At 71.7% G+C, this 12,900-nt stretch carries 13 protein-coding genes; 6 read left to right on the plus strand and 7 right to left on the minus strand.

Features of this window, described 5'->3' with window-relative positions:
• Positions 1 to 2 precede the first annotated feature (2 nt).
• The 3 genes from acs to IEZ25_RS21500 form a co-directional block, all read right to left on the minus strand.
• Complete coding sequence (acs, locus tag IEZ25_RS12790; RefSeq protein WP_191199832.1) at positions 3 to 1,958, minus strand: acetate--CoA ligase; 1,956 nt, start codon at positions 1,956 to 1,958, stop codon at positions 3 to 5.
• Between the two features lie 131 nt (positions 1,959 to 2,089).
• Complete coding sequence (locus tag IEZ25_RS12795) at positions 2,090 to 2,812, minus strand: anti-sigma factor family protein (protein WP_191199833.1); 723 nt, start codon at positions 2,810 to 2,812, stop codon at positions 2,090 to 2,092.
• Positions 2,809 to 3,357, minus strand: coding sequence for a sigma-70 family RNA polymerase sigma factor (locus IEZ25_RS21500; RefSeq protein WP_318152209.1), 549 nt, complete (start codon positions 3,355 to 3,357; stop codon positions 2,809 to 2,811). The genes IEZ25_RS12795 and IEZ25_RS21500 overlap by 4 nt, the downstream gene beginning before the upstream one ends.
• A gap of 226 nt (positions 3,358 to 3,583) precedes the next feature.
• Here IEZ25_RS21500 and IEZ25_RS12805 point away from each other — a divergent pair, with 226 nt between their 5' ends.
• Positions 3,584 to 5,797, plus strand: coding sequence for a hypothetical protein (locus IEZ25_RS12805; protein WP_224748965.1), 2,214 nt, complete (start codon positions 3,584 to 3,586; stop codon positions 5,795 to 5,797).
• Between the two features lie 65 nt (positions 5,798 to 5,862).
• Here the strand turns inward: IEZ25_RS12805 and IEZ25_RS12810 are convergent, their stop codons facing one another.
• Both IEZ25_RS12810 and IEZ25_RS12815 read right to left on the minus strand, forming a co-directional pair.
• Positions 5,863 to 7,470 carry a solute symporter family protein gene (locus IEZ25_RS12810; protein WP_191199835.1) on the minus strand — a complete coding sequence of 536 codons (1,608 nt, stop codon included), beginning with the start codon at positions 7,468 to 7,470 and terminating at the stop codon, positions 5,863 to 5,865.
• Positions 7,470 to 7,811, minus strand: coding sequence for a DUF485 domain-containing protein (locus IEZ25_RS12815; RefSeq protein ID WP_318152210.1), 342 nt, complete (start codon positions 7,809 to 7,811; stop codon positions 7,470 to 7,472). Before IEZ25_RS12815 ends, IEZ25_RS12810 begins: the two co-directional genes overlap by 1 nt.
• A 169-nt stretch (positions 7,812 to 7,980) precedes the next feature.
• Between IEZ25_RS12815 and IEZ25_RS12820 the strand changes: the two genes are divergently transcribed.
• The 3 genes from IEZ25_RS12820 to IEZ25_RS12830 all read left to right on the plus strand — a co-directional run bounded on the left by IEZ25_RS12820 (position 7,981) and on the right by IEZ25_RS12830 (position 9,979).
• On the plus strand, positions 7,981 to 8,901 hold the full coding sequence (locus IEZ25_RS12820; RefSeq protein ID WP_191199836.1) for an NAD-dependent epimerase/dehydratase family protein: 921 nt from the start codon (positions 7,981 to 7,983) through the stop codon (positions 8,899 to 8,901).
• Between the two features lie 71 nt (positions 8,902 to 8,972).
• Positions 8,973 to 9,545: a hypothetical protein gene (locus IEZ25_RS12825; protein WP_191199837.1), complete on the plus strand. Its 573-nt coding sequence runs from the start codon at positions 8,973 to 8,975 to the stop codon at positions 9,543 to 9,545.
• Between the two features lie 44 nt (positions 9,546 to 9,589).
• Positions 9,590 to 9,979, plus strand: a complete 390-nt coding sequence (locus tag IEZ25_RS12830; protein ID WP_191199838.1) for a VOC family protein — start codon at positions 9,590 to 9,592, stop codon at positions 9,977 to 9,979.
• Here IEZ25_RS12830 and soxR read toward each other — a convergent pair whose 3' ends face one another.
• Complete coding sequence (soxR, locus tag IEZ25_RS12835) at positions 9,980 to 10,459, minus strand: redox-sensitive transcriptional activator SoxR (protein WP_191199839.1); 480 nt, start codon at positions 10,457 to 10,459, stop codon at positions 9,980 to 9,982.
• Between the two features lie 46 nt (positions 10,460 to 10,505).
• Between soxR and IEZ25_RS12840 the strand changes: the two genes are divergently transcribed.
• A complete protein-coding gene (locus IEZ25_RS12840; protein WP_191199840.1) occupies positions 10,506 to 11,189 on the plus strand; it encodes an SDR family NAD(P)-dependent oxidoreductase in 684 nt (227 codons plus the stop codon).
• Complete coding sequence (locus IEZ25_RS12845) at positions 11,189 to 12,241, plus strand: S-adenosylmethionine:tRNA ribosyltransferase-isomerase (protein ID WP_191199841.1); 1,053 nt, start codon at positions 11,189 to 11,191, stop codon at positions 12,239 to 12,241. The genes IEZ25_RS12840 and IEZ25_RS12845 overlap by 1 nt, the downstream gene beginning before the upstream one ends.
• Before the next feature lie 75 nt (positions 12,242 to 12,316).
• Here IEZ25_RS12845 and IEZ25_RS12850 read toward each other — a convergent pair whose 3' ends face one another.
• Positions 12,317 to 12,895 carry a hypothetical protein gene (locus IEZ25_RS12850; protein WP_191199842.1) on the minus strand — a complete coding sequence of 193 codons (579 nt, stop codon included), beginning with the start codon at positions 12,893 to 12,895 and terminating at the stop codon, positions 12,317 to 12,319.
• Between the last annotated feature and the right edge of the window lie 5 nt (positions 12,896 to 12,900).

Genomic DNA, 12,900 nt, shown 5'->3' on the forward strand with positions numbered 1-12,900 from the left:
GATCAGTCCTCCGGGGCCGCGGAGGACTCCTTCTCCTTGATCAGGTCCATGACCGTGGAGTCGGCCAGGGTGGTGACGTCGCCGACCTCGCGGTTCTCCGCGACGTCCTTGAGCAGGCGGCGCATGATCTTGCCGGAGCGGGTCTTGGGCAGCTCGGGCACGACCATGATCTGGCGCGGCTTGGCGATCGCGCCGATCTCCTTGGCGACGTGCTTGCGCAGCTCCTCGACGATGTCCTCGCCGCCGTCGCCCGCGGAGTCGCGGAGGATGACGAAGGCGCAGACCGCCTGGCCGGTGGTCTCGTCGGCGGCACCTACGACGGCTGCCTCGGCGACCTTCGGGTGCGAGACGAGCGCCGACTCGATCTCGGTGGTGGAGAGGCGGTGGCCCGAGACGTTCATGACGTCGTCGACCCGCCCGAGCAGCCAGATGTCGCCGTCGTCGTCGAGCTTCGCGCCGTCGCCGGCGAAGTAGAGGCCCTCCCAGCGCGACCAGTAGGTGTCCTTGAACCGCTCGTCGTCGCCCCACAGCGTGCGGAGCATGGCCGGCCACGGCTCCTTCAGCACGAGGTAGCCGCCGTTGCCGTTGCCGACGGACCTCGCGTCGTCGTCGACCACGTCGGCGGAGATGCCGGGCAGCGCCTTCATCGCCGAGCCGGGCTTGCCCGCGGTGACGCCGGGCAGCGGGCTGATCATGATCTGGCCGGTCTCGGTCTGCCACCAGGTGTCGACGACCGGGCACCGGTCGCCACCGATGACCTCGCGGTACCAGACGTAGGCCTCCGGGTTGATCGGCTCGCCGACCGAGCCGAGCAGCCGCAGCGACGACATGTCGTAGCCGTCGGGGATCTCGCGGCCCTGCTTCATGAAGGTCCGGATGGCGGTGGGCGCGGTGTAGAAGATCGTGACCTTGTAGTCCTCGACGATCTGCCACCAGCGGCCCTTCTCGGGCGTGCCCTCGTACATCACCTGCGTCGCGCCGTTGGCGAGCGGGCCGTAGACCATGTAGGAGTGGCCGGTCACCCAGCCGACGTCGGCGGTGCACCAGTAGACGTCGGTCTCGGGCTTGAGGTCGAAGACCTCCCAGTGCGTGAACGACGTGCCGGTGAGGTAGCCGCCGGTGGTGTGCAGGATGCCCTTGGGCTTGCCGGTGGTGCCGGAGGTGTACATGACGTAGAGCGGGTGCTCGGAGTCGTGCATCTCGGCCTCGTGGTCGCTCGAGGCCCCGTCGACGGCGTCGTGCCACCACACGTCGCGACCCTCGTCCCACGCGACGTCCTGGCCCGTCCGGCGTACGACGAGCACGTGGCGCACCAGGTCGCCGGTCTTCTCCACCGCCTCGTCGACGGCCGGCTTGAGCGCGCTCGCGGCACCGCGGCGGTAGCCGCCGTCGGAGGTGATGACGACCTGCGCGTCGCAGTCGGTGATGCGCGAGGCCAGGGCGTCGGCCGAGAAGCCGCCGAAGACCACGGTGTGCGGGGCGCCGAGGCGGGCGCAGGCGAGCATCGCGACGACGACCTCGGGGATCATCGGCATGTAGATCGCGACGCGGTCGCCCTTCTTCACACCCAGCTCGGTCAGCGCGTTGGCCGCCTTCGACACCTCGTCCTTGAGCTGCGCGTAGGTGATGTCGCGGGTGTCGTCGTCGGGCTCGCCGACCCAGTGGATGGCGACCTTGTCGCCGTTGCCCGCGTCGACGTGGCGGTCCACGCAGTTGACCGAGGCGTTGAGGGTGCCGCCGACGAACCACTTCGCGAAGGGCGGGTTCGACCAGTCGAGGACCTGGTCCCACTTCTGGCCCCAGTCGAGGCGGTCCGCGGCGTCGGCCCAGAAGGCCTCGCGGTCGGAGTCGGCGCGGTCGTAGGCCTCGGCCTTGACGTTGGCCTCGTTTGCCAGGTCTGCGGGCGGTTCGAAGCGGCGCTCCTCGTTGGAGAGGTTGGCCAGGGTGTCGCTGCTCATGAGGTCGCTCCCATCGCGAACGTGATCATCGTCACCGAACCTAGCGCCCGCGGGTTGGTGAACGGCAGGGCGGTGGCCGCCACGAGCGCCGGACGGTCAGTGGGGTGCGACGGGCGGGAGGTCGGGGGGCCTCAGAGGTCGGACGAGAGGACCGTGCGTCCCGCGTCGTCGGTCACGACGACCTGGGTGACGTCCTCGCGCAGGCTGGCCGACTGGAGGAAGCACGTCATCGTCTCCCCACCCACGCCGAGGAACTCGCCTGCCGGCACCAGCTCACCATCGTCAGTGCGGAAGGCGGCGTGGAACGTCTCGCCGGCGGCGAAACCGTCGGCGACGATGCGCAGCTCGACTCCCCACGTGTGCGCGACGAGGTCGGCACTGTCGACCGAGACCGCGTCGCCCTGCGCGACCTCCAGGGAGATGGCCTCGAGCGGGGGCTGGGGCGGCTCGGGAGCGGTGGTGCGACCGACCACCCCACCGACGCCGAGCGCCACCACGACCACGGCTGCGGCGGCGAGCCCGCGCACCATGCCGCGGCGCCTCCGCGCGAGCGCCTCGGTGCGGCGACGGCCGACCTCGTCGGCGTCGCGATCGGCGCGTGCCCGCGCGACGGCGAGGCGTACGTTCTCCCCCAGCGCGGGCGGTGGGGCCGGGACGTCACCGAAGGCGCGGGGGTCGACGAGGGAGAGTCGGTCGGCGAGGGGCAGCAGGTCATCGGCCTCGGCGCGGCACTGCGCGCAGCCGTCGAGGTGGGCACGCACGCGAGCCGCCTCGGGGCCGTCGAGGTGACCCAGTGCGAAGGACCCCAGCAGCTCGCGCAGCTCACGGTGGGTCGTGTCGTCGGAGGCACTCACAGGCTCACTCCCATCTCGTCCATCGCGGAGCGCAGCGCGCGCATCGCGTAGAAGACCCGGCTGCGGAGGGTTCCGACCGGGATCGACAGCTCGGCGGCCACCTCGTCGTAGGGCCGGCCGAGCAGGTGCGTCTGCACGAGTGCCTCACGGTGGTGGGGCGCCAGTCGACGCATGCCCTCCTCGACGAGCCAACCGTCGAGGACGGTGTCGGCGTGGTCCTCGACCGATCCGGCGGCCGACTCCATGCCCGGCGGGTCGACGAGGCTGGTGTGCCACGGCCGCGCCCGGCTGGCGCGGACGTGATCGATCATGGTGTTGCGGGCGATGCCGAACAGCCACACCCGGAGCGAGGCGGTCTCGGGGTCGTAGCGGGCGGCGTTGCGCCACGCCTTCACGAAGGTCTCCTGGGTGACGTCCTGAGCGGCGCCAGGATCGCCGAGGCCGCGCAGCGCGAAACGGTAGACCTCGGCGCCGTGCTGCCGGTAGGCGGCCAGCACGCCGTCCTCGTCCTCGAGCGAGGGGACGGCGCCGTCGGGGTCGCTCACGCCATGCAGTCTGCCGGTCACACCAGTGCGTACGGAGCACGACGCGACGGCGTTCAGGTCCGACCGCAGAAGAAGACGGGCCTCGTCGAGGTGAACGCGGGTGCGCCGGGAGCCGTATCGACTGGTGACGCCGCCCGTCCGGGTGGCACGGACAGGCGGCGCACCACGGTGGGCCGCACGACGACCAGAAGGGCAGACAGCGATGTCAGCACTGAGGACGACCGGAGTGCGAGCGACCACGGGTGTGGCCGCGACCGCGCTCGCACTCGCCGCCTTCGCGGTGACCCCCGCCAGCGCGGCGGACCCCACCCGCACGACCGGCGCCGGACAGGCGGAGCAGACGAGCAGTCGCACCGCCCCCGCCGCACAGAAGGCCGCCAAGCGCACCTTTCGCGTGCGCACGGAGGCGCAGCTGCGCGCTGCTGTGCGCAAGGCCAACAAGACCTCCGGCAAGCACCGGATCATGCTCATGCGCTCCATCGCGTTCGACACCAAGCGCGGCAGCAAGGGCGGGGTCGGCAAGGGTGACCTCGACCTCCGAGGCAACGTCGTGGTGCTCGGGCGCGGGAAGACGATCAACGCCCGCAGCGTCGACCGCGTGTTCGACGTCCGCAAGGGAGGCACCCTGAAGCTGGTGCGTGTCAAGCTGCGCAACGGCGCCCCGGCGCCCAGCGAGAGCGGCGGCCTGATCCGCAGTCGCGGGGACGTCACGGTCCGCAAGTCCCACCTGCTCAGCGCGAGGGTGTGGGGCGAGGGCGCCTCGGGCGGCGCCATCCTCAACGAGGGAGGCACGCTGCGCGTGGTCGACACCCGCGTGCGCGGCAACTCTGCCGAGCGCGCCGGCGGCGGCATCGAGGCGGTCGGCGGCACGACAGTGCTGAACCGCGTCCGGCTCACCGGCAACACCACCGGTGCCGTTCCGGGCAACGGTGGCGGCCTGCACCTGACCGGCACCGGCGACGTCCGGGTGCGCGAGAGCGTCGTGGCCGGCAACACCGCCGCCGCCGAGGGTGGCGGACTGTGGAACTCCGACACCGGGACCATGCTCGTCGAGCGCAGCGACGTGCGTCGCAACACGGCGGCGGGCGCCGCCGCCGACCAGGGCGGCGGTGGTCTCTACAACGACGGAGGATCGCTCACCGTGCGCGGCTCCCGCGTCTACGACAACACCGCGACGGGTGCGGCCGGCTCCGGCGGCGGAGTGCTCAACAACCTCGGCACGGTGGTGCTCGCCACCACCGAGGTGCGCGCCAACACTGCTCCGCGTGCGGGGGGCGGGGTCGAGGCCAACGCGGGCACCACGACCCTCCTCGGCTCGATCCTCCAGTCCAACAGCACCGGTGTCGCCCCCGGCAACGGCGGCGGCCTCCACCTGACCGGTGCGGGCGTCGTGACCGTCGACACCACTCAGGTGCTGGACAACACCGCCGTCGAGGGTGGCGGCCTCTGGAGCTCCGCGACCGGTTCGATGCGGGTGACGGGGTCGACGATCTCGCGCAACATCGCCTCCGGCGCGGCTGCCGACCAGGGCGGCGGCGGCATCTACTCGGACGGCACCACCGACATCGCGGCCAGCACCATCACCGCCAACAAGGCGACCGGTGCCGCGGGCTCTGGCGGTGGCGTCCTCAACAACCTCGGGACGCTCAGCGTCGACGGCGGCACCATCAGTGGCAACTCCGCCCAGCGTGCGGGCGGCGGCATCGAGGCCAACATCGGCTCGACCGTCGTCAGCCGTACCGTCTTGTCGGGCAACGACGCCGGCACCGCGCCAGGGAACGGTGGTGGCCTGCACCTGACGGGCGCCGGCACTGTCACCGTCACCCAGGCCAAGGTGCACGACAACACCGCCGTCGAGGGCGGCGGTCTCTGGCACTCCGCGACGGGCACGATGACCGTCAAGGACACCCACCTGTGGAGCAACGTCGCCACCGGCGCCGCAGCCGACCAGGGCGGCGGCGCGATCTACTCCGACGGCGGCTCGCTGTCGGTCATGGGTGCCACCATCGAGAAGAACAAGGCGACTGGCGCTGCGGGCTCCGGCGGCGGCGTGCTCTCGCTGAACGGTGCGTTGACCATGGGCTGGACGGACCTGACGGGCAACTCGGCGCCGCGCGCCGGTGGAGCGGTCGAGGTCAACGGCGGCTCGGCGGAGCTGACCAACGTCAACGCCCGCGACAACGCCACCGGGGCCGCGCCTGGCAACGGCGGCGCCCTGCACATCACGGGAGCTGGCACGGTCACCTGGGCCAACGGTGCGGTGACGGGCAACTCGGCCAGCAACGAGGGTGGCGGGCTGTGGAACTCGGCCACGGGCACCTTCACCGCGACCGGCATCGACTTCGGCGCCAACACCTCGCCCGAGGGACCCGACGCCTACAACGACGGCGGCGCGATGAGGGTCAACGGCCTCGTCGTCCTTCCTGGCACGGGGTTCTAGGACCCGCACGCGCGACGGCGCCCCGGAGGCCTGGCCTCCGGGGCGCCGTCATGCGGTGGGGCGGGTCAGTGCTGCGCCGCCTCCTCGGCGCCGGCGCCGGTGAGGGCGCGGACCTCGAGCTCGACGTAGCGCTCCTCGGCGTCGGGCTCGCGCGAGGTCACCGTGCCGAGGTAGCCCAGCAGGAAGCCGAGCGGGATCGAGACGATGCCCGGGTTGTTGAGCGGGAAGATCGCCCAGTCGGCGTTCGGGAACAGCGACGTCGGCAGGCTGGAGACCGTCGGGGAGAACAGCACCAGGCCCACGGCCGCGGTGAGGCCGCCGTAGATGCTCCAGGTCGCGCCGCGGGTGTTGAACCGCTTCCAGAACATGTTGAAGATGATCGCCGGCAGGTTGGCCGAGGCCGCGACCGCGAAGGCCAGGGCCACGAGGAACGCGATGTTGAGCCGCTGGGCCGGGATCGACAGGGCGATGGCGACGGCTCCGATGCCGAAGGCCGCGATGCGCGCGACCCGCACCTCGTCCTTCTCGGTGACCGGCTGGTCCTTCTTGATGACGCCCTTGTAGAGGTCGTGCGCCACCGACGACGAGCTCGCCAGCGTCAGTCCGGCGACGACGGCCAGGATCGTGGCGAACGCCACCGCGGCGATGAGGGCCAGCAGGATCGCGCCCCCGGTGGAGCCGGTTCCGCCACCGACGGCCTCGGCGAGCAGCGGGGAGGCGAGGTTCTGGTTGCCGCCCTCGACCGGGTCGACCGCGTCGCGGTCGAGCAGGGCCGCGGCGCCGAATCCGAGCACCAGCGTCATCAGGTAGAACGCGCCGATCAGGCCGATAGCCCACAGCACCGACTTCCGAGCGTCCTGCGCGGTCGGCACCGTGTAGAAGCGGATCAGGATGTGCGGCAGGCCGGCGGTGCCGAGCACGAGGGCCAGGCCCAGCGACAGGAAGTCGATCTGCGACGTCAGCGTGGCGCCGTACTGCAGGCCGGGCTGGAGGAAGGCCTCGCCCTTGCCGGAGTTCTCCGCGGCCGCGCCGAGCAGCGAGGAGAGGTTGAAGTTGAACTTCGCCAGCACCAGCAGCACGATCAGCGCCGAGCCGATCATGAGCAGCACGGCCTTGACGATCTGGACGTAGGTCGTGCCCTTCATGCCGCCGACGACGACGTAGAAGATCATCAGGGCGCCGACGCCGATGATGGTGATGTTCTTGATCGCCTGGCTGTCGACACCGAGCAGCAGCGCGACGAGCGAGCCGGCGCCGACCATCTGTGCGAGCAGGTAGAAGATCGACACGACGACGGTCGAGATCGATGCGGCCGTGCGGACCGGGCGCTGCCGCATGCGGAAGGCGAGCTGGTCGGCCATCGTGTAGCGCCCGGCGTTGCGCAGCATCTCCGCGACGAGCAGCAGGGCCACGAGCCAGGCGACGAGGAAGCCGATGGAGTAGAGGAAGCCGTCGTAGCCGTAGACCGCGATGGCACCGGAGATGCCGAGGAACGACGCGGCTGACATGTAGTCGCCGCCGATCGCGAGCCCGTTCTGGAAGCCCGAGAAGGAGCGACCACCGGAGTAGAAGTCGGCGGCCGTCTTGGTCTGCCGGCTCGCCCAGAAGGTGATGCCGACCGTCAGCGCGACGACGGAGAGGAACAGGAACGTGGTGAGCAGCTGGGTGTCCATCAGGCGTCGCCTCCCTTGCGGTAGTCCGCGTCGAGCTGGCGGGCCAGCGGGTCGAGCTTGGCGGCGGAGAAGCGGGCGTAGTAGTAGGCGAGCCCGAAGGTCGTGACGAACTGCAGGATCCCGAAGATCAGCGCGACGTTGATGTGACCGACCACCCGGATGGACATGAAGCCCCCGGCCCAGTTGGAGAGGATCACGTACAGCAGGTACCAGACCAGGAACGCAGCCGTCGCCGGGAACACGAAGCTGCGGTAGCGGCGTCGCAGCTCCGCGAACTCGGGTGTCGCGTGCAGCCTGTCGTAGATGGGGTCGTGGCGCGCGGCCCTGTCGTGCTCTGTCACGGATCGAGTCCTTCCGCAGGGGCCACCGGAGTGTGACCGCCGTCACCGTGGCACCCGTCACAGTCGCCGCGGGAGGGCTGCGTACGTCCCGGTCGACCGGTGGGCGCCGTCGCGCGGTGAGCGGTGGGCTGGGCACGACGAGCGGTCGGTCGACTGGCAGGGTGGGGCCATGACCTCAGTCGTAGCTTCTCCCGTCGTCGTCGTGACCGGTGCCAACGGACTCGTGGGCGAGCACGTCGTGGCTGCCCTGGTGGAGCGGGGTGCCACGGTGCGCGCCGTCGTACGTCGCCCGGGTGCCGCACCCGACCTGCCGGGTGCCGAGGAGCACGTGGGCGACTTCGCGGACGCGGGCTTCGCGGCCGAGGTGGTCACCGGGGCGGACGCGCTGGTGACGACCGTGCACCCGCTCGGTGGCGACGCCGAGACCCAGCGCCGGGTCGGCCTCGACGGGACGATGGTCATCGCGTCGGCAGCCGCCGACGCGGGGGTGCCCGTGCTGGTCCACGTCTCGACGGCCGGTGTCTACGACCGCAGTCCCGGTGCGGGTGACGTCGACGAGGACGGCACGCTCGTCCCCGACGGGAGCGACGACTACGGCGTCATCAAGAGGGACGTCGATGCGGCACTCGACCGGCTCGGCGGGCCCACGCGGGTGCTGGTGCGACCGCCGGCGATCCTCGGTGCCGGGGCGACCTCCGTCTGGAACACGCTCCGGCCGGCGCAGGTCCGCGACGACGAGGCCCAGCGCCACTCCCGTCCCGACGCCACCTTCGCCTGGGTGCACGTCGACGACCTCGCGGCCCTGGTCGCCGAGGTCGCGACCGGCGCGATCCCGGTGAGCGACGATCCCGAGGTCGGTCCGCTCGCGGGTGGCTGCACGTGCGTCAACGTCGCCGGCGAGCCGGCCACCCAGCGCGACTACCTCGGCACCGTGACCGACGCGCTCGGCGTCGACCCCGTCTGGGACGACGGACCGGTCTGGACCGGCCGGATCGTCGCCGACCGGGCCCGCCGCTGGGGCTGGGAGCCGCGGGTCACGCTCGCGCAGGCGCTCCACGAGCTGTCGTCGGGTGTGCGCGACCTCTCCTGAGCGGTCCCGCCTCCCCGGCGCCCGTGGGAGCTCGTGGACATCGCAGTCGCGGCAGGAGCATCCTCGGACCCATGCGCCGACTTGTGCTCGCGGCCGCCCTCGCCGCTGTCGCCGGACTGACCACGACCCCCGCCCACGCGGAGTCCTTCCGGGGCGAGGATCCCGCCCGCGACGTACAACGCCTCACCCGCTCCGGGGACGGTGACGACTACACGGCCGTCCCGACCCGCGCGAACCCCGACATCACGAGCATCGCCGTGCGCCACGGTCGCTCGAAGGTGGTGATGACGGTGGCCTTCGACGACATCTTCGTGCCACCGGGCCCGCGCGGGGTGTTCAGCGTGTTCGGCGAGCTGCGCAGCGACACGCGTGGCGCGTCGTGGGACCTGTGGGCCACCCAGCGCGCGCGGCAGGGCAAGGTGACGATCTGGCGGCGCGGCACGCGGTGCACCGGTTCGGCCAAGGTCGACTACGCACGGGACCGGGCGCGCGTGGTGCTGCCCCGCAGGTGCCTGGGCGACCCGTCGTGGGTGAGCACGTCGGTCGCCGCGTGGAGCCAGGACGACGCCTTCGTGTGGGAGGACAACGGCCTGCAGGCAGGCTTCCTGCGGGATCGCTACACCCCGCGCCTCGCCCGCGGCTGAGCCGGCCTTGACCTCAGGTGCACCTCAGGTCCGATGATCGCCGGGTGAGCGATGTCCAGGAGTTCCGCATCACGCTGACCGTCGACGACTTCGATGCGGCGGTCCGGCTCTACCGCGACGCGCTCGGGCTGCCGCAGGTCGAGGACTGGAGCAGCGACCAGGGTCGGGTGCTGCTGCTCGACGCCGGCCACGCCACGCTCGAGCTCTTCGACGAGCGGCAGGCAGGGATGGTCGACGACCTCGAGGTGGGGGAGCGCGTCTCCGGCAAGGTCCGGTTCGCGCTCAGGGTCCCGGACGCCGGCGCCGCCTCGGCCGCCTTGGTCGAGGCGGGCGCCACCTCGGTCGCGTCCGTCAGGGACACGCCCTGGGGCGACCGCAACGCCCGGGTCGCCGCCCCTGACGGCATGCAGCTGACGCTCTTCAGCGTGAGGTGACTACCCCGCGGTGCGCCGGGTGGGGTGCGGCTTGCGCATCGAGTCGGGCAGGAGCCGGGCGCCGGGACCCTGCTCGGCCGCCCAGTCGCCGGCGTTGGAGAAGGCGCAGCTGCGCAGGCTGAGGCAGCCGCACCCGATGCAGCTGTCGAGGCCGCTCTTGAGTCGCTCGAGCGCGGCGATCTGCTCGTCGAGCCGCGCACGCCAGTGCTTCGAGATCCGGTGCCAGTCGGCCTTGGTGGGCGTGCGGTTGTCAGGGAGTCGCGCCAGCTCCTCCCGGATCTCGTCGATGCTCAGCCCGACGTTGGACGCGGCGCGAATGAAGGCCAGCCGCCGCAGCGCGCTGCGCTCGAAGCGACGCTGGCCGCCGCCCGAGCGGTGCGCCTCGATCAGGCCCTCGGCCTCGTAGTAGCGGATCGCTGACGCAGCGAACCCGCTGCGGCTCGAGATCTCACCCATCGGCAGCAGATCACGCGGATCCATCGACACCCCTTGAACTCAAGTTCACTTCAACTTGAACGATGGTTTCATGAACACGCGAGCGAGAGCAAGGGTGGCTCTGGTCACCGGAGGATCGGCCGGGCTCGGCCTGGCCCTGACCGCGGCACTGGCGGAGCAGGGCTGGCACGTCCTGACCGACGGGCGCAGAGAGGAGAAGTTCGAGGAGGCCGGCCTGCCGGACGAGGTGACGGTGGTCGTGGGCGACCTGACCGATGCCGACCACCGGGCCGAGCTGGTGGCAGAGGTCGAGCGTCGAGGTCGGCTCGACCTGCTCGTGCACAACGCGAGCACGCTGGGGCCGCTCCCGATGCGCCCACTGGCCGAGGTCGACATCGGCGACCTGCAGGACGTGTGGCGCACCAACATCGGTGGACCGATGGTCCTGACCTCCCAGCTCCTGCCGTGGCTCCGGGACTCGGGCGGTGTGCTCCTCTCGATCAGCTCGGACGCGGCGGTCCACCACTACGAGACGTGGGGCCTCTACGGCGCGAGCAAGGCCGCGCTGGACCACGTGACGCTGACCTACGGCGCTGAGACCGGTGTGAGGGCCTACGCCGTCGACCCGGGCGACATGCGCACGGCGATGCACCAGGACGCCTTCCCGGACGAGGACATCTCCGACCGCCCCCTGCCCGCGACGGTCGTCCCCCGCTTGCTAGCGCTGCTGGACACGCGTCCGCAGTCGGGCCGCTACCGGGCGGAGGACCTCTGATGAGCACCCTGACCGAGACGCCACGCACCCACTTCGAGGCATCCGCGTTCGCGCCGCAGCCCGCCGAGTGGCGGGGGCTCGAGCGGGACGAGGTCCGCCTGCTGGTGGGCACGCCCGACGGGCTGGAGCACGTGCGCTTCCGCGACCTGCCCGACCAGCTGCACGCCGGGGACGTGCTCGTCGTGAACACGTCGGCCACCGTGCCCGGTCAGATCGACGCCACCCTGGACGGGGCGCCCGTCGTGGTGCACGTCGCCCACCACCTCGAGGACGGCGACCGGGTCGTCGAGCTGCGTACGGCACCGGACGCGGCCCGCGCCCTTCTCGACGCCTCAGTGGGTGACGTCGTCGAGGTGGGCGACGTACGCCTCGCGTTGCGCTCGTCGTGGCCGGCGGACGCGCCGTCGTCACCGACGGGTGCCGGCAACCGCCTGTGGCGTGCGTCGGTCCGCGGGGACCTGGACCGCCAGCTCGCCTGGAACGGACGGCCCATCGCCTACGGCTACCTCGACCGGCCCTACCCGCTCGAGGCCTACCAGACCGTCTTCGGCATCCACCCCGGCAGCGCCGAGATGGCGTCCGCCGGGCGACCGTTCACCCCGTCGCTGGTGACGCACCTGGTGACGAGCGGTGTGCAGGTCGCACCGGTCACCCTGCACACGGGGGTGTCCTCCCAGGAGGCCGGCGAGGCCCCCGGCCCCGAGTGGTTCGAGGTCCCGGCGACCAGTGCGCGCACGATCAACGGGGCGCGCGAGAACGGTGGGCGCGTGGTCGCCGTCGGCACGACCGCCACGCGCGCCGTCGAGTCGTCCGTGCTCGGCCGCCACGTCGTCGCCGGCCGGGGCTGGACCTCGCGGGTGGTCACACCTGCCCGTCCGCCCCGGATCGTCGACGGACTCATCACCGGCTGGCACGACCCGATGGCCTCGCACCTGCTGCTGGTGGAGGCGGTGGCAGGCGAGAGCCTCACCCAGGCGGCGTACGACGCCGCGGTGACCGAGGGCTATCTCTGGCACGAGTTCGGCGACTCCGCGTTGCTGCTGCGACGCTGACGGCTGCCGGGAGGTCGGACGACCGCCGACGCGATGGAGCACGAGCGGCTGGGCGTGATCACGGCCCGGTCGAGGTCAGGAGCAGGTGCCGGCGACGTTGTTGATCCTGATCTCGTTGCCGATGCGCGAGTTGGCGTCGGCCGCAGTGGTGTGGACGAAGGCCATCGTCACGTTGCCGGTCGTGTTGGCCGTCCACGTCACGGCGCGGGACCCTGACGCGCCGCTCGAGGTGGTGTCGATGGTGCTGCCGGTGACGTTGACACCGTTGACCCGGAGAACCGATGTCTGGGGTCGAGGGTTCGCGAGGTAGGCGGTGTAGCCGTAGGTGAACCGGTAGGTCCTGCCGGCCGTCACGCAGATCGTCCTGGCTGCCTGCACGACGAGGGTGTTGCCGGCAGCGGGGTCGCCCGGCGGATCGAAGACCCCGCCGCTGATGAACTGGTTGGTGCCGCCGCCCTCCTGGGTTCCGGACACGGTGGAGATCGCCCACCCGTTGCCGAGGGTGCCGGAGTTGGGGAAGGGCTGGAAGTAGAACTCCGGGCAGTTGCACGGCGAGGCAGCGAACGCCGGTGCCGCGGTCGCCACCGCCACGACGGGCACCGTCCAGGCAGCCGCACGCGTCAGCGTGCGGCGGGTCGGGCGCGGTGCGTTCATGGCGG

The sequence above is a fragment of the Nocardioides hwasunensis genome, from assembly GCF_014779665.1.
Taxonomy (GTDB): domain Bacteria; phylum Actinomycetota; class Actinomycetes; order Propionibacteriales; family Nocardioidaceae; genus Nocardioides; species Nocardioides hwasunensis.